Annotated in this window: 19 protein-coding genes; 9 read left to right on the top strand and 10 right to left on the bottom strand. The window is 60.0% G+C overall.

Annotated features, from left to right (window positions below):
- The first annotated feature begins 7 nt into the window (after nucleotides 1–7).
- Together ASD63_RS35350 and ASD63_RS28040 are read left to right on the top strand one after the other, a co-directional pair.
- Complete coding sequence (locus ASD63_RS35350; protein ID WP_244495246.1) at nucleotides 8–373, top strand: DUF1515 family protein; 366 nt, start codon at nucleotides 8–10, stop codon at nucleotides 371–373.
- Between the two features lie 617 nt (nucleotides 374–990).
- Entirely contained in the window at nucleotides 991–1,284 is a 294-nt protein-coding gene (locus ASD63_RS28040) for a hypothetical protein (RefSeq protein ID WP_060530097.1), read from the top strand.
- 1 nt (nucleotide 1,285) lies between these two features.
- On the opposite strand, the gene ASD63_RS28045 is transcribed toward ASD63_RS28040, so the two are convergent.
- Complete coding sequence (locus ASD63_RS28045; RefSeq protein ID WP_060530098.1) at nucleotides 1,286–1,549, bottom strand: hypothetical protein; 264 nt, start codon at nucleotides 1,547–1,549, stop codon at nucleotides 1,286–1,288.
- Nucleotides 1,550–1,657: 108 nt separating this feature from the next.
- Between ASD63_RS28045 and ligD the strand changes: the two genes are divergently transcribed.
- Together ligD and ASD63_RS28060 are read left to right on the top strand one after the other, a co-directional pair.
- Nucleotides 1,658–2,584: a non-homologous end-joining DNA ligase gene (gene ligD, locus ASD63_RS28050; RefSeq protein ID WP_156624197.1), complete on the top strand. Its 927-nt coding sequence runs from the start codon at nucleotides 1,658–1,660 to the stop codon at nucleotides 2,582–2,584.
- 365 nt (nucleotides 2,585–2,949) lie between these two features.
- On the top strand, nucleotides 2,950–3,336 hold the full coding sequence (locus tag ASD63_RS28060) for a hypothetical protein (protein WP_143106279.1): 387 nt from the start codon (nucleotides 2,950–2,952) through the stop codon (nucleotides 3,334–3,336).
- Nucleotides 3,337–3,578: 242 nt separating this feature from the next.
- Here ASD63_RS28060 and ASD63_RS28065 read toward each other — a convergent pair whose 3' ends face one another.
- From ASD63_RS28065 to ASD63_RS28085, 5 genes are all read right to left on the bottom strand, one after another.
- On the bottom strand, nucleotides 3,579–4,229 hold the full coding sequence (locus ASD63_RS28065) for a hypothetical protein (RefSeq protein ID WP_060530102.1): 651 nt from the start codon (nucleotides 4,227–4,229) through the stop codon (nucleotides 3,579–3,581).
- A 326-nt stretch (nucleotides 4,230–4,555) separates the two neighbouring features.
- Entirely contained in the window at nucleotides 4,556–4,768 is a 213-nt protein-coding gene (locus ASD63_RS28070; protein WP_127889037.1) for a hypothetical protein, read from the bottom strand.
- Nucleotides 4,769–4,915: 147 nt separating this feature from the next.
- Entirely contained in the window at nucleotides 4,916–5,626 is a 711-nt protein-coding gene (locus ASD63_RS28075; RefSeq protein WP_034791095.1) for an HAD family hydrolase, read from the bottom strand.
- A gap of 4 nt (nucleotides 5,627–5,630) precedes the next feature.
- Nucleotides 5,631–6,221 (bottom strand): hypothetical protein, encoded by a 591-nt coding sequence (locus ASD63_RS28080; RefSeq protein WP_034791097.1) that lies wholly within the window; start codon nucleotides 6,219–6,221, stop codon nucleotides 5,631–5,633.
- An 81-nt stretch (nucleotides 6,222–6,302) separates the two neighbouring features.
- Complete coding sequence (locus tag ASD63_RS28085; protein WP_034791099.1) at nucleotides 6,303–7,757, bottom strand: TrkH family potassium uptake protein; 1,455 nt, start codon at nucleotides 7,755–7,757, stop codon at nucleotides 6,303–6,305.
- Nucleotides 7,758–7,912: 155 nt separating this feature from the next.
- Here ASD63_RS28085 and ilvA point away from each other — a divergent pair, with 155 nt between their 5' ends.
- Nucleotides 7,913–9,160, top strand: coding sequence for a threonine ammonia-lyase (gene ilvA / locus ASD63_RS28090; protein WP_034791101.1), 1,248 nt, complete (start codon nucleotides 7,913–7,915; stop codon nucleotides 9,158–9,160).
- A gap of 74 nt (nucleotides 9,161–9,234) precedes the next feature.
- Nucleotides 9,235–9,555, top strand: coding sequence for an HlyU family transcriptional regulator (locus ASD63_RS28095; RefSeq protein ID WP_034791108.1), 321 nt, complete (start codon nucleotides 9,235–9,237; stop codon nucleotides 9,553–9,555).
- Between the two features lie 171 nt (nucleotides 9,556–9,726).
- On the opposite strand, the gene ASD63_RS28100 is transcribed toward ASD63_RS28095, so the two are convergent.
- Nucleotides 9,727–11,700, bottom strand: coding sequence for a bifunctional 2',3'-cyclic-nucleotide 2'-phosphodiesterase/3'-nucleotidase (locus ASD63_RS28100; RefSeq protein ID WP_034791390.1), 1,974 nt, complete (start codon nucleotides 11,698–11,700; stop codon nucleotides 9,727–9,729).
- Nucleotides 11,701–11,742: 42 nt separating this feature from the next.
- On the opposite strand from ASD63_RS28100, the gene ASD63_RS35355 reads away from it, so the two are divergent.
- Entirely contained in the window at nucleotides 11,743–11,919 is a 177-nt protein-coding gene (locus ASD63_RS35355) for a hypothetical protein (RefSeq protein ID WP_156552957.1), read from the top strand.
- Nucleotides 11,920–11,942: 23 nt separating this feature from the next.
- Nucleotides 11,943–13,190, top strand: coding sequence for a GGDEF domain-containing protein (locus ASD63_RS28105; RefSeq protein WP_060530103.1), 1,248 nt, complete (start codon nucleotides 11,943–11,945; stop codon nucleotides 13,188–13,190).
- Between the two features lie 14 nt (nucleotides 13,191–13,204).
- Here ASD63_RS28105 and ASD63_RS28110 read toward each other — a convergent pair whose 3' ends face one another.
- A complete protein-coding gene (locus ASD63_RS28110) occupies nucleotides 13,205–13,666 on the bottom strand; it encodes an Lrp/AsnC family transcriptional regulator (protein WP_034791115.1) in 462 nt (153 codons plus the stop codon).
- A 155-nt stretch (nucleotides 13,667–13,821) separates the two neighbouring features.
- Between ASD63_RS28110 and ald the strand changes: the two genes are divergently transcribed.
- The gene (ald, locus tag ASD63_RS28115; protein ID WP_034791117.1) at nucleotides 13,822–14,940 is read left to right on the top strand and encodes an alanine dehydrogenase; all 1,119 of its coding nucleotides are present in this window, start codon (nucleotides 13,822–13,824) and stop codon (nucleotides 14,938–14,940) included.
- 53 nt (nucleotides 14,941–14,993) lie between these two features.
- Here ald and ASD63_RS28120 read toward each other — a convergent pair whose 3' ends face one another.
- Nucleotides 14,994–15,461, bottom strand: a complete 468-nt coding sequence (locus ASD63_RS28120) for a DUF1203 domain-containing protein (protein WP_034791118.1) — start codon at nucleotides 15,459–15,461, stop codon at nucleotides 14,994–14,996.
- A 92-nt stretch (nucleotides 15,462–15,553) separates the two neighbouring features.
- Nucleotides 15,554–16,117: a GNAT family N-acetyltransferase gene (locus ASD63_RS36400; protein WP_034791121.1), complete on the bottom strand. Its 564-nt coding sequence runs from the start codon at nucleotides 16,115–16,117 to the stop codon at nucleotides 15,554–15,556.
- Nucleotides 16,118–16,119 lie beyond the last annotated feature (2 nt).

Raw genomic sequence — 16,119 nt, forward strand, 5'->3', positions numbered from 1 at the left:
GGCACCAATGGAAATTGATGCGGCGGTTCACCGCCAGCTTGGGGAATTGGTGGCGGGCATGCGGGGCCTGCAGGAATCTATCCGGCGATTGGAGGAGGGGTCGGTGCGGGCAGAGGATAAGGCAGCGACGAGCCGGGCTGCCGTGCATCAACGCATGGATCAGCTCGTCGACCGCGTCGGCGACCTGGAGGCATCGGTATCAACCATCGATTCGAACGTTGCCGAGATGAAGCCTGTGACCGACGACGTGAAGCGGTGGAAGCTGATGGGCATCGGCGCGCTCGGCGTCACGGGGATAGCCGCGATGGCGCTGGGCGTGAGCTTCGCTGAGGCCATCAGGCGAATTGTGTTCGTGATTATCGGGAAGGGATAGCGGCGCTGGGCTGCTAGCTAGAGCGAGGGGTTCCGACACGATGAAAGTGCTCGCTGGATTTGGCGCCAGACAAAAGAATGGCCCCGATGGGGCGTCGGGGCCAAGGAGATGTGCGTCATCATCACTGAGAGGCTTTACGCGGGAAACTGACTTCCCTGTAAAGCCCGGCTATGATCCCGGGGAGGATCATTGCATTGGGGGTTCAGGGGTGCCACAAGTCAGAAAACGCGGGCCGTATTATTGAGTTCCGCCTCTGCAAAAAAAATGGCCCCAAAGTGCAACCAACGGGGCCAAGAGAGTTCACTGTCCAACGAGCCCTTGCAGGGGTGGATAGCTTGGGCTCGTTCTGTAAACCCGCCATCCAGGTGACTGGTTCCGCGCTGGCGAATCCTACAAATTGCGCGGCGTGCAGAAGCCTGCTTTTATACGGGCATGACCACGAAGCTTTCAGACTTGAACTTACCCCTTTTTGTTCTGCATGAACTCAATATCCGCGGATATGAGACTGCGGAGGAGTTGAGGAACATACCTTGCGCCGAACTGCTCACGATCCCCAATCTGGGCGGAATCGTTTGGCGACGGATTTGCAAAGCAGCCGGGCGTGAACGGTTTAATCCGTGACCGACCCCTATCAGCCGAAATACCAGTGGCGCCGCACCGAGCTGGACGCCAATGACCCGCCGACCGATTTCGATTGGCTGGGGTTTGATGGCATCGGCTACATAGGCCGCATCAGGAAAGAGACCGGCGGGCCGACGGCTGGCCGCTGGAACTGGGCCGGGTCCGTCCCTCGGACGTTCAAAGGGTCCCCGCCGACGCCGAACCAAGGCTATTGCGATACTGCGCGAGAGGCCACCGAGATGGTCGAGACCTATTGGGATTGGTGCCTGCGACGGATGCAGAGCGAATAGGTCAATTGAGCAGGGGTGCCTTCGGCTTTCGAAGGATCACGCCGACGGCATCTTCGAACATCGTATCTTTGGCGTCGACCGCGAGCCAATGGTTATGCGCGAGTTCGATTAGGGCGTCGCAGACTTCTCGCTCAGACCAGCCGGCGTCCTCAGCTTCCTCGACTACCGCGTGGAAGATTTCCTCAAGCGCTAATTGGCAATCCAAATCCCGATCGGGGTACAAGTCTTTCCTCTTCGGCGACGCAAAAATCGATGGCTTCGGCATTATTTTCCTCCGGTGCTCCAGCTTAGACGTTTTCGCTGTTTCATGCGTTAATTCGTCATGGCTAAAACGCTCAGAAAGAAATCTGTTCCCGCGGCACTTCCCGAACCGATGCCGCGCCGCGTCGATCCATGTGTCGCAACCCTGGTCGATAAGCCGCCGAAAGGCCCGGAGTGGGCCTTTGAGGTGAAGTGGGACGGGTACCGCCTCGCTGTCCATGTCGAGCCCGGCGAGGTGAGGGCAATCACGCGCGGCGGTTATGACTGGACGAAGAAGTTCGGTTCGATCGTCGCCGAAGCGCGCGAGCTCGGGAACGCCTCCATGATCCTCGATGGGGAGGCGGTCGTTCTCGACGACCAGGGCCGATCAGATTTCGGACTGCTGCAGCGCGCGGTCGGGAAAAGACCAAGCCTGCACGAGCCGAGCGAGATTATCTTCTTCGCCTTCGATCTCCTCTATCTAGATGGCCAAGACCTTCGAATGCATCCGCTGTCCGAGCGTCGGCGACTGCTCGAACCGATCGTCGCCGGCCGGACTGGCGCGATCCGCTTCTCGGAGGAGGTGCACGCCGACGGCGCCGAGTTCTTCCAGGTAGCGTGCGAGATGGGACTCGAAGGCATCGTCGCGAAGCGGCGGGACAAGCCCTATCGGTCGGGCCGCCGGCCGGAGTGGCTCAAGATCAAGTGCGCGCGGCGCGATACCTTTGCGATCGTCGGATACGAGCCGTCGACGGTGTCCGGCGCGATCGGCAGGCTGCTGCTGGCGGCGAGGAAGGGCGTCGATCTCGTCTATGTCGGAGGGTGCGGCACAGGGTGGAGCAATCAGGAATCGATGGCGCTACGGGAGCTACTCAATGCGATCCCTGCCGATCGGCCAGCCGTTGCGCTGAAGCGAAAGGGTGCTGTCTTCGTGCGGCCGATGCTGGTCGCCGACATCGAGTACCGAGCTTGGACACAAGACGGGAAGCTTCGGCACCCATCGTTCAAGGGCGTGCGCGAGATGGAAGGGGCAACTGAAGTGTATGAAATGAAGCTCTAGCGTAAGCGGTGTTTTTCTCGCACATTGACCAAGCGCGATAGGCCATTCCGAAGATTACCGCTGCGACATTGATGGGAAGAATGTGCCAATTGCGGTCATTGCGCGAAAGCGCAATTGCCCCTCGTCAGCTCAGCAGAAGTGAAAAAAAGACGCCTACAAAAACCAGGACTGACGCGATGTACGCAGATTTCCAATTTGGAAGATAGGGAAACCAAAACGGATAGACAAAGCGGTTCAGCAACAATGCGCCGGATGCCATAGAGGCGATAAAAAAGCATCCGATGATATCATGCAGGTCGACCATTTTCTCCATCTCGCTAGCGTAACGTGAAAATATCTATTGCTGCATAGCCATGGAGACTTCAATGGATATGACTACCCCCAGCGGGCGGCTTTTTGGTCTGTCCTTCTTGGTGTTGTGGGTCTTGCTGGCGATCCTGCTCTTCAGCGGCGTGCGTCAGGGGTTGAGTGCAGGGCCAAAGGACGATGATCGGTCCAGCGCGCCGGATCGTTCTCTTGGGCGCATAGCTCGGTATCTGTTGGAAGGCGACAGAGAGCGTCGAGCCATGGGGCTGGCTGCCGAGGCCGAAGCCAGGGCCTATTTCGCGCGCCGCATTGGTAAAATCCATCTGGCAGCGCTAGCTTTCTTCGCGGTGACGACATTGCTTCTGACGATCTGGAATCTGCATGAGGCCAAGATGCACCGGGCATCTCATGTCCAAGCCACACCGCCGTCGCGGCAGGTTAAATGAGCGATCTGGTGGTAGTTGCTACTAAATCCCAAGAAATGTCCCCAAGGCGCTGCGAATCGCTTCGATAGCGGTGGTGATCAGCGCCATTCTGATAACCGACTGTTTCAGCATAGATCTAACGTTTTCATTGTTTGCAGTCGCGCATGGACGCAAGGTGGTAAGCTGCGGCACCCTTCGTTCAAGGGCGTGCGAGAGATGGAAGGGACTTCTGAGATTTATGAGATCAAAAGCAGCGAACGAACCTAGCGATCCACACCGCTCGGCTGCCGAGCAAGCAGCGCCTCTGCGAACTGTTCAAACTCGTCGCTCTGACGATCACTTGCCTCCACGAGTGCATTTCTCCCCTTCGATATCCAGTAGCTCAGCCTTTGAGGCTCAAGGAAATATGCCAGTGCAATAATTCTCTCCCACCGCTTTACGCGTAAGGGTGAGTTGAGCTCGGACATCCGATCGTCTCGCTGCAGCATCACGTAAGCAGACTCGGGTGTGCTGTATTTTTCAAAGTATGGCAGGGCCACGCTGTGAAAAATCGCGGTAATTTTTGAGATGGCCTCGTCGACGTCTTTCTCTCCTGCCACACCCCAACGTAGTTGCGAGCCTTGGGTTAGGTTCCCAACTTCAACCCCCATCGTCCACGTGTCGAACTTGAGGTCATCGCGTAGCGGATGTGGTGGCATCAGCCCCCAAGCCAACTTCTCGACATCCAAATACCTGACGCCGAGGTCCGCGACGATATCAAAGTCATGCTGATGTCGGACGACGGAAAGATGGAATGAGAATTGGGTGTTCCCAACCTTCTTTCTGAAGGATCGCGTCGCAGAGTTGTATCTGAAACCCAACTCCGATGTGTTTCGTTTGATACCAAGAAGAAGTTCGTCGTGAAGTTTTTTCATTCGCCTCTGCTCCGCGAGCGAATGGAGCAAAACTCGGCAAGGTTGTCGAGGTCTAAAGATAATGGACGAACAAGATCATCAGTGCGGGAGAGGGGGAACTGATGCCTTTAAAGTGCCAGGAAATGTTTTGCAAATCTCATTTTGTTCCGTCGTTTTCGGTCACCTGACGGGGGTGTGTTTGCAGGGAATATGCAGTTAAATCAAATTCATGTAGGGATTTTAAGTCCCTTGCGTCTACCAGTTTCGCCACGCCCGCATACAGCCTAGATCAAACACTCAGGTCAAACAGTCAAGGGTGATCGGGGGTTTCGGGGTGGACAACGCGCTTAGGCGCGCTGTTCTCTCGTCTTCATGAAAGTGAAGACGGCCGCGGCAATCAGCGCCCCAAGGCCGTAGACGATAAGCGCGTCGACAAACGGCCAGCCCGAATTGAACGAGTAGATGGCGGGTGCGGGAAACAACAGAACCGCCAAACCCGCGAGGCGCGAGGAAAAGACGCTCAAAGCCGAAACCTTCCTCAGCAGCCATCCAATGAGCATGCCCACCACCACCATCGATATCGCTGAAAACAAGCGCCAACATTGGTTCCCCTCATCTAAGCCACCATGGGGACGATAAGCTGACTCGTGTACCATCGATACGGATCATCTTATAGTTGCAATCGACTTGGCGCTTGCGGACGACAGTCAAGCCTTCAGTGTCAAGCGCTCAAGGACCGTGCCCAACCCGCCGAGATCCGCAATCTCGCGAAAACGCGGATGGTCCTCCGGCTTATCGTGGTGTTCGAACGACCAGGTAAGCGCGTGCGGGACATAGACACCCCAGCTTCCGGCACCGAGTGCAGGCACAATATCCGACTTCAGCGAATTGCCGACCATCATGCTTTTCAGCGCTCCATCGCCGTGACGTTTGAAGATGCGCTCGTAGGTGGCGACGGTCTTGTCGCTGACGATCTCGACGGCGTTGAAATAGTCGCCAAGGCCGGAGGCGGCGAGCTTGCGCTCCTGGTCGAAGAGATCGCCCTTGGTGATCATGACAAGTCGAAAATGGCCGTGAAGCGCCTCGAGGGTTTCCTTGACATGCGGCAGCGGCTCGACCGGGTGCACGAGCATGTCGCGCCCAACGGCGAGGATTTCTGCGATGACCGAGGAGGGGACTTTGCCACCGGTAACGTCAACGGCGGTTTCGACCATGGAGAGCACGAAGCCCTTGATGCCGAAGCCGTAGAGCCCAAGGTTGCGCTTCTCTGCGGCAAGCAGCCGGTCGGAGAGATGTTCGGTGTCGGTGTGCGGCCTCAGAAGCTCGGCGAAGCGCGCTTCCGTCAGCCGGAAGAACTGCTCGTTCTGCCAGAGTGTATCGTCGGCATCGAAGCCGACGGTCGTTACAGTATGGGGCATAATATTACGGTCCGGCAATCTTGAAGGGTTGGTCGACGCTGGCACTTTTGCCGCTGTTGACGTCATTGAAGTGGAAGCGCAGCACATAGTCGCCGGCAGGCGCGCCGGAAACGTCGATGGTCAGCGTCGAATAGATTTCCTGGTTTCTGAGGTGGCCGGTGAAGGTGAAATCGCCGAACGCCTTCTGGCCGGCGAGCACGTCGCCCTTCGGATTGAGAATATCGAAATCAACGGTGAAGTGGCTTTCGAGTTGGCCTTTCGTTGCCGAATCCTTCCAGGTGAGGCCGATCGGCTCGATATAGGAGATCAGCGACTCTCCCTCCTTGAAGACTGCGCCCTCGCGCGGATCGTACATGGCGTAGCCAGTCGGCGCCTTGGTCACGAAAACCGCCTTGCCGATCGCCAGCGGCAACGTTTGCGAAAAGTCGCTCATCGCCTGGCGGAGCAGGTCATGGGCTTTCGCCGCGTCGCCGGAAGCCGCGAGCTTTTCGGCCTGCACCGCCGCGTCGGCAAGCGGGCCGGCATGGGCCGCGAGACCAGCCGAAAGCGTCACGGCGGCGGTCAGCATCGCCAGACGACGTATATGTTTCACCATGACGTTCCCCCATCGCCGGTTTCGACCGACTTTCGGCATCTGCTGCACCGAGTCAAGACGATAGGGCCGCCAGGCGAATGGTCAATGCTTCCAGAAGACCGGCGTCAGGATTACCAGCACGGTCAGCACTTCGAGACGACCGAGCAGCATCATCAGCGACAGCAGATAGAGTTCGGGATCGCCGAGCGTCGAGAAGTTGCCGGCCGGCCCGATGATCGGACCAAGGCCCGGGCCGACATTGGAAAGGCAGGTAATGACGGCCGAGGTGGCGGTGACCAGATCGTAGCCGAGCGCTCCCATGGCGAGACTGCCGAGCACCCAGAGCAGCATATAGGTGATGAAGAACAGGAAGATGGAGCGTTGCGTGTCCGCGTCGACGGTGTTGCCGCCATAGCGCACCGCATAGATCGCATTGGGATAGACGATCTTGTTCAGACCCGACCGGATCGCATTGAAGAGCACGATGAAGCGATAGGCCTTGATGCCACCGGCGGTCGAGCCGGAGCAACCGCCCATGAAGGTGGCGATGAAGGCTGCGATGACGACGAAGGGCCCCCAGAGGCTGTAGTCCTGGCTGGCATAGCCGCTGGTCGAGAGGATAGAGGTGATGTTGAAGAAGGAGTGTGCCAGCGCCAGATGGAATTCCACGCCATTGGCGAGCCGATGATAGACGGCAACGGCAATCGAGAAGGCCGAGAGATAGCCGAGGAACACGATGATCTGCGGGTCGCGCAGCGCATCCAGCCTGCCACGGGCGACGAGCACGATCAGGATCGAGAAGGGTAGGCTGCAAAGCGCCATGAAGAAGGTGGCGGTCCAGAGCAGCGGAATGCTGCCGAAATAGGCGAAGGATGCATCATGGGTGGAAAAGCCACCCGTCGCCACCGTCGACATCGCGTGGTTGATCGCATCGAAGCGGTTCATGCCCGTCAGGAAATAGCCGATCGTGCAGAGAAGCGTGATGACGACATAGATCGCGAGGAAAGCGCGGCTGAAGCTCGCGAGCCGGGCAAAGGGTTTGTCGCCGGTGTCGGAGGATTCCATCTTGAAGAACGACATGCCGCCGACCCTGAGATAGGGGATGATGAACAGGCCGAGCACGACGATGCCGATGCCGCCGAGCCAGCACAAAAGTGACCGCCAGAGGAGGAGCCCGGGCGGCGCATCGTCCAGACCGACGATCACTGTCGCACCGGTCGTCGTGATGGCCGAGACGGATTCGAACAGTGCCTGGGCAAAATCGAGCTTCATCGATGACAGCCAGAGCGGGATCGCGCCGACAACCGAGAACACGGCCCACAGCATATTGACGAGAACAAAGCCGAACTTCTTGGAGAAGGGCGGCGGGCCCATGCGCGTCGCCATGAAGGTCGCAAGCGAAAGGCCGCCGACCATGAACGCCGAAGCGGCAAAGATCTGCCAATCCGAATGGCCGTAATAGAGATCGACCATCGCCGGCACCAACATGGCGCAGGCAAGATATATGCCGAGGATCGCCGAAATGTGCACGGCATGCCGGATCAGGGTTGCGTTCAAGCGTTTATTTCCCGGAAGAACAATGTGGCCGTGCCGGTGGAACGGTCAGTGCGTCATTTTCAACGTCGGCCCGATTCGAGTCAAAGCCATGGCTTCGGGCGTTGCGATGTGCAATAGCGACGGCCAGCGACCAACTCAACGGAAGACCGCACGTGATGAAGCAGGATGTCGAAACCGCAACCGAAGCCTTGCGGGAGATCTTCCCGCCGACGCCGCTGCAGCTCAACGAACATTTGAGCGCACGCTACGGTGCGAATATTTACCTGAAGCGCGAGGATCTTTCGCCGGTTCGCTCCTATAAGATCAGGGGCGCCTTCAACTTCTTCCGCAAGGCGATCGGTGCCGGCGCCTCGGGTAAGACCTTCGTCTGCGCCTCGGCCGGCAACCATGCCCAGGGCTTCGCCTTCGTCTGCCGCCATTTCGGCGTTCCGGGTGTCGTGTTCATGCCGGTGACGACGCCGCAGCAGAAGATCGACAAGACCAGGATGTTCGGCGGCGAGTTCATCACCATCAAGCTGGTCGGCGATATCTTCGACCAGTGCTACAAGGCTGCCCGCGACCACGTGGAGGCGATCGGTGGCGTCATGGTGCCGCCTTTCGACCACGCCGACATCATCGAGGGACAGGCAAGCGTCGCGGCGGAAATTGCCTGGCAACTGCCGGAAGAGGTGGTTCCGGATCTCGTCGTGCTGCCGGTTGGCGGTGGCGGTCTTGCCGCCGGCGTCACCGGCTACCTCAAGGATAAGGTTGCAGCCGATCACTTCATCTTCTGCGAGCCGTCGGGTGCGCCGAGCCTGCGCGAAAGCCTGGAAACCGGCAGCGTCGTGACCCTCGATCAGGTCGACAACTTCGTCGACGGTGCCGCGGTTGGGCGCATCGGCGACCTCAATTTCGCGGCACTTCGGCGTTTCTCGCCTGACCAGGTCATGTTGCTGTCGGAGAACGCGATCTGCCAGACGATCATCGACATGCTGAATGTCGAAGGCGTCGTGCTTGAGCCGGCTGGCGCTCTTTCGATCTCGGCGCTGGAAGCGCTGGGACCGGAGACGCTTGCGGGCAAGACGGTGGTCGCGGTCGTTTCCGGCGGCAACTTTGATTTCGAGCGCCTGCCTGACGTCAAGGAGCGGGCGATGCGCCACGCCGGCCTCAAGAAGTACTTCATCCTGCGCATGGCGCAGCGGCCGGGCGCGCTCCGCGACTTCCTCAACCTGCTCGGCGACGAGGACGACATCTCGCGCTTCGAATATCTGAAGAAGTCAGCGCGCAACTTCGGTTCCATCCTGATCGGCATCGAGACAAAACATGCCGAGAATTTCCCGGTGCTGAAGGCTCGCTTCGACGCCGCGGGGCTGCGCTACCAGGACATTACCGAGAACGAGATCCTTTCCAACCTCATCATCTGACGGGAGTGGGCGTCGCGGTCAATTATCGGCACTTAGGCTTTGACAGTGTTGGCCGCGGCGTCTAAGTCTTGGGCATGGCATCGTTTTTCTCGAAATTGTTCGGCCGTTCCGGCAACTCCGAAGACCAGGCGCAGGCAGCACCGGGGAAATCCGAGGCCTATGCGGATTGCACCATCCGTGCGACGCCGATGCGCGAGGGCTCGCAGTTCCGTCTGGCGGGCAACATCGAGAAGGTCTCGGCCGAAGGCGGCGCCAAGGTTCGCAGCTTCATCCGTGCCGATCTCTTCGCGTCCGAGCAGGACGCGATCGACGCGGCGCTGCGCAAGGGGCGCCAGATCATCGACCAGACCGGCCCGTCGCTGTTTTCCGACGACGCCTCGTCGCGCCAGGTCTGAGCCGGCTTGTCTCTTCAAGATAATCTAATGTAAACATAAGCTTGCCTGTCGAAACTCATGTTTTTCGGTAGGAGTGCCGTTGGCTTGTGTCGGCGGTTCAGCCAGCTGGTCGACTGCGCGCCAAGTGCGTGGGCCGCCGCAAGCGACAGCCCACACTGATCGGTTGGGGGCTCAGAGCTTGATGCGGAAGCGCGCAAAACCCTCGGCGGCGTCGCCAGCGTCCTCGATCGTCACGCCCTTCACCTGTGCCAGGAACTGCCGTGCCTTCGGTCCACTGTCGAATGTCACGCTCGTCCCGGCGAGCGGAGCGAAGGTCCAGTTGGCGTCGGCCGACGGATTGATCGTGCCCTGGTCGATGATGTAGCGCACCACCACATCGCGGTTGGTGTCGGGAGCCACGAACACCACCTTGTCGGCGGTGATGTCGGGGAAGTTGCCGCCGCCGCCGGCCCGGTAGTTGTTGGTGGCGACGACGAATTTCTGCGCCGGATCAATCGCTTGTCCATTGAACTGCAGGTTCTTGATGCGGTTCGATGCGGCGTTGATCGTGTTGCCGTCCTTGTCGAACTTCGGCGGTACGGAAAGGTCGATCTGATAGGTGACCCCGTCGATGACGTCGAAATTGTAGGACGGGAAGCCGCCGTTGATCAGCGGCGCGTCGGAAGCCCCCGGCTTGACCTCGTTGAAGATGCCGGCCGACATTTCCAGCCAGTTGCGCACCTGTTCGCCTGTTATGACCACGGCCTGCACCGTGTTCGGATAAAGGTAGAGATCGGCGACGTTCTTGATCGCGATGTCGCCGGCCGGAACGTCGGTGTAGTAATCGGCGCCGCCGCGGCCGCCGGCCTTGAAGGGGGCCGCGGCTGAAAGCACCGGCAGGTCGCGGTGCTCGGTGTCCTTCAGCATGTCCTTGATGTACCAGGTCTGCGCCTGGCTGACGATCTGGACCGACGGGTCGTCGGCAACCAGGGCGAAGTAGGAATAGAGCGGCGCGCTGGTCTTGCCGACGGGCGTGCGCACATAGGCAAGCGTCGCCTCGTGGTCCTTTTGTGCGGCGGCCAGAACGTCTTGTCGATCGGCGACTTCAGCCACGACTTTCTTTTCAACGCGGCGATAGATTGGCCGCGCTTCGCTTGTCGAGCTGACGACGCGCCAAGCTCCACCCTCACGCTCGATCAAGAGGTCGATCAGGCCGAGATGCGAACCCCAGAAGCCGCCCATGACGCCGGGCTTGCCGGAGATCAGGCCCTTCTTGTTGTCGACGCCGCCAACGCCGTCGAACTTCGGCCCAGGAAAATCGAGATGGCTGTGACCGGTGACGATCGCATCGATACCTTCGATCGCGGCGAGCGGAACGGATGCGTTCTCGAGGTTCTCCGCATAGGCTTCCTGGCCAATGCCGGAGTGGGAGAGCGCCACGACGATGTCGGCGCCTTCCTCGCGCATCTGCGGCACCCAGGCTTCCGCCGCCTTGACGATGTCGCGGGCATCGGCCTTGCCCTCCAGGTGCTTGGCGTCCCAGGTCATGATCTGCGGCGGTACGAAGCCGATGAGACCGATGCGGATCTGATGCTCCTGGCCGGAACCGTCCTTCACCTTGCGGTCGAGGATGACATAGGGCTTCAGGAACAGCTCGTCCTCCCGCGCATTGGCGGCAAGCGCTCCCTTCGTCAGGTTGGCGCAGACGAGCGGGAAGTTCGCCCCGTTCAGCACCTTGAACATGAAGTCCAGGCCATAGTTGAATTCGTGGTTGCCGAGCGTGCCACAGTCATAGCCGAGCACGTTCATGGCCGCGACCACCGGGTGGAGATCGCCGTCCTTCATGCCACGCTGGTAGGCGATGTAGTCGCCCATCGGGTTACCCTGCAGGAAGTCGCCGTTATCCACGAGGATGGAGTTGGTCGCTTCGGCGCGGATGGCGTCGATGATGGAGGCGGTGCGCGCAAGGCCGACCGTGTCGTTCGGCTTGTCGCCGTAATAGTCGTAGGGGAAGACGTGGACGTGCAGGTCCGTCGTTTCCATGATCCTGAGATGCGCCTGGTTGGCGGCAGCGCGAACCGAGAATGGATGCAACATGACGAGTGCCGAGGACGCTGCGGCCCCCGCAAGAAGCGAGCGGCGCGTGAGGTTAAGCGGGGAAGTCATCGATGTCATGCGGTCCTCCATTGATCAAGAATGCGGGTCTTCATGGAAAAGGAATACAATTGGGGGTTTTGTTCGCTGGCGGGCGAACGACGGTGGGTTGGCGCTGAATATGCCGGAAAGCTGGCGTTTCCGAAAGCGGCAGATTTTCGCACTGAAAGGTCGAGCAACAGCGGACACCCGGTAAAGTTTTCTTCAAGTTTCCTGGTTAACGGTGCTTGAGGAAACGGAACCTTCTCAAGCACATGCCAAACGCCAACCTTATTCTCTTCGTCGGCGAGGCACTGGTCTACGTCACGGCGATGATCGGGCTTTTGCACCTTCGTGCCCGGTTGGGTCTCGGGGGCTTTGTCGCGGCCCTCGGCGTCATGCACTTCATCGAGACCTATCTTGCCGCGGTCTTTTATGTGCAACTGCCGTTCGGCGTGATTTCGCCCGGATCGGCCGTGCTGTTCTCCGGTAAGCTGATGATGATCCTCCTCCTCTATGTGAAGGAGGACGCAGCAACGGTGCGCCAGCCGATCTATGGTCTGCTCGCCGGCAATTTCCTGACGGTGGCGCTCAGCCTTCTGTTGCGGCAGCACGATACGGTGTCGATCGTCGCGGAGCGCTCCGCCGACCTCGCCTTCATCGACGAGATGGGGTGGCTGATGGTCTGGGGAACGACGATCCTCTACTTCGATGCGCTGATGATCATCCTGCTCTACGAGCGCCTCGGGCGGTGGTTGCGTCACTTCGTGACCGTCCGTTTCCTCATCTGCGGTTTCGTGGTGCTCACCTTCGATCAGGCCGCCTTCTATGCGGCGCTGCGTTGGTGGAACGGCGCGCCGGCCGAGGTCTTCTGGGGCGGCTGGATGGCGAAAATGCTGGCAGCACCCTTCTATGCCATTGCCGTCGGCCTTTATCTCAACCTCTCGCGCCACCCGTCGCTTGCCATGTCGGACCGGCCGCTTGGCGACATCTTCAACACGCTGACCTTCCGTGAGCGCTACGAGGACCTCTTGTCGCGCTCCGGGCAGGACACGCTGACGGGCTCGCTCGACCGCAGCCGGTTCGAGGCCGAGGCACCGGCAATGCTGCGCGCCGCGAGCGCCGAAAACGCAGCCGTGACGCTGATGATCATCGACGTCGACCACTTCAAGGGTGTGAACGATCGATTTGGCCACCTGGAAGGGGACCGTGTGTTGCAGCGTCTGGTGGAAACGGTGAAGTCGAAATTGCGCCCGGTCGACCGGCTGTTTCGCTATGGCGGCGAGGAATTCGTGATCCTGTGTCCGGCAATGATGCATGCCGATGCGCTGCGCCGCGCCGAGGAGATCCGGATTGCGATCTCAGATCAGATTGCGACGCCGGACGGTCGCTCGGTTACGGCGAGTATCGGGCCTTCTTCGACGCCTGCCGATGGGGTCTCTGTCGAGGATTTACTGGCGCAGGCCGATCTGAGGCTCTACGCCGCCAAGGGACGCGGCCGCAATTGCGTCGTCGGCCGATAGGTTTTCGGCCGCTTTCAGATGCCGACATTCGGCCGATCGATGATTTCGCGCAGCGAGAAGCTGGAATTGATCTTCACCACATGGGGCAAGGCCGAAAGCCAGTCACGGTGAATGCGTTCGTAGTCTTGCAGATCCTTGGCCGCGACCCGCAGGATGTAGTCATATTCTCCCGACATCAGGTAGCAGACAAGCACGTTCGGACAGAGCTTTACCGCTGCCTCGAATTCGGCGAGCGTCTTTGCGAACTGCCCCGAGAGCGAAATATGCACGATGACCATGATCTGGTAGTCGAGCGCCTTATGGGCGATCCGCGCATGATAGCCGGCGATCGTTCCCGATTTTTCCAGGATGTCGACGCGCCGAGAACAGGCGGACGGAGAGAGTCCGACCTTCGCTGCGAGGTCGGCATTCGAGATCCGGCCGTTCTGCTGAAGAATGCGCAGAATCGCATGATCGATGGCATCAAGTTCGCTCATTCGTGATTTCCCTCAATCCTGCGCCTATTGTCGCAACATTCTTCGAAATCAATGCGCGCTGGCTTTCGTCTTTGCAAGGACATTCGATTGTCGGCGTGTTTTGCTGATTGCCTCGTCAAAAGCGGCGCAAAGCCCAACAGGAGAGGAACGCAAGGATGCGTGTCGGTTGCCCGAAGGAAATCAAAAACCATGAATATCGTGTCGGCCTGACGCCCGGCTCGGTGCGTGAATATGTTGCCCATGGCCACGAGGTAATCGTGGAGACCAAGGCCGGGGCAGGGATCGGCGCGGACGACGATGCGTACCGTGCCGCTGGCGCGAAAATCGTCGCGACGGCGAAGGACGTGTTCGAAAAGTCGGACATGATCGTCAAGGTCAAGGAGCCGCAGCCCTCCGAATGGGCGCAACTGCGCGAAGGCCAAATTCTCTATACCTATCTGCATCTTGCGCCCGATCCGGAACAGACCAAGGGCCTGTTGAATTCCGGCGTCACGGCGATTGCCTATGAAACCGTCACCGACGATCGCGGCGGCCTTCCGCTGCTTGCGCCGATGTCGGAAGTTGCCGGGCGCTTGGCGATCCAGGCCGGTGCGACCTCGCTGCAAAAGGCCAATGGCGGCCGCGGCATCCTGCTCGGCGGCGTGCCGGGCGTGCTGCCGGCCAAGGTGACCGTCATCGGCGGCGGTGTCGTCGGCCTGCATGCCGCCCGCATGGCGGCGGGTCTTGGCGCTGACGTCAGCATCATCGATCGCTCGATCCCGCGTCTGCGCCAGCTCGACGATCTCTTTGCCGGCCGCGTGCACACGCGCTATTCGACCATTGACGCGCTGGAAGAGGAAGTGTTTTCAGCCGATCTTGTCATCGGCGCCGTGCTCATCCCGGGGGCAGCAGCACCAAAGCTTGTGACCCGCGAAATGCTGACCGGCATGAAGAAGGGGGCTGTCATCGTCGATGTCGCCATCGACCAGGGCGGCTGCTTCGAAACCTCGCATGCCACGACCCATTCCGATCCGACCTATGAAGTCGACGGCATCGTGCATTACTGCGTTGCGAACATGCCGGGTGCCGTGCCGGTGACCTCGGCGCATGCGCTCAACAACGCGACACTGCATTATGGTCTGCAACTCGCCGACAAGGGCCTGAAAGCGATTGCCGAAGACCGGCATCTGCGCGCCGGCCTCAACGTGCACCGCGGTCGCGTCACAAACGCACCCGTCGCTGAAGCACTCGGCTATGATGCCTATGCGCCGGAAGCGGTGCTGAACGTCGCCTGACGGAATTGATCCAGCGGCCCGGCAGCGATGCCGGGCCGGTTGCCACGAAGGCGTCAGGCGGTGACGATCCGGCACTGGTAGCAGCTGTACTTGGTCGAGCGCACATGGACGGCTGAAATGTCGGATCGTGCCAGCAGTTCATTCGCTCGAGTTTCAAGCTGTTCCCTGGTGATGACGTCACCGGTCCCATAGACGATCCGTTCGTCGGGGCCGTAGCCGCGCAGGAGATAGCTGTCACGCGAGCTCAGGATCGGCGGCAGGGTTTCGCCATCATGCGCCGGGCACGCCTCGGCGTGCATGAACACCGGGCCGGTTTCCGCATAAGGCTGCAATGAGGAAAACGGTCGAAGCGCGAAAACCAAATAGGGCGCGCCGGCTTCGACATAATCCAGGCAATGACGGCACGGTACGCCGTCGCCATCGGAGATCTGTCGCTCCGGCGCATTGCCATACGCGTCCAGCCCGCCCTCTCTCATCCGGCGGGCTTCCGCGTCAGACATCGGAATATAGCGCAGCGACATCGTGTATCTCCTTGATCGGCTTGAATTGTTCGATCAGGAGAGTGCACCGGCCGCAGCCATCGGGACACCCGGAACTTGCCGGATGGTGTTCGTCAGAGGTTTTTCACCAGGCTCAGAAGCTCGGCATCGGTCAAAGGCTCGACCGTGGCCTCGCGGGTCGCGACTGGCGAGAAGCCGAATTGCTGATAGAGCTGCAGCGCGCGGGGATGGTCGAGGTTGTTGGTGGTCACCTTCAGCTTGCTCGGATTCAGCGCCCAGGCGGCAAACAGCGTCTGCAGCAGGAACCATTTGCCGAGCCCGAGGCCGAGTGCGTGTTCCATCAGCCCGAAATGCACAAGTTCGACCACATCGTCGTCGCCCTGATGCAGTTCGAAGAATCCGGCCGGCGCGCCGTTGACGTAAAGAACCGTCACGCTCCTCCGCTTGTCGCCAAGCAGTGCTGCCAGATCCTCGTCGCTCATCCGCAGCCGTTCGGTCCAGTGCCAGCGACGTCCGACGCGCAGATAGAGAAACCGATAGTAGCCGAGCGGAATGTCGGAGACGCGCAGGATCGCCGTCTGGATATTGACCGGCATCGGCAGGCTCTGCTTCGGCGGAGCGGTCATTTCGAGTTCGGTGACGTGCGCCGTCAGTGAGGCGAGCTTCGGAGGGCGCATGG

Source organism: Ensifer sp. Root558 (assembly GCF_001427045.1).
In the GTDB taxonomy this organism is placed as follows: domain Bacteria; phylum Pseudomonadota; class Alphaproteobacteria; order Rhizobiales; family Rhizobiaceae; genus Ensifer; species Ensifer adhaerens.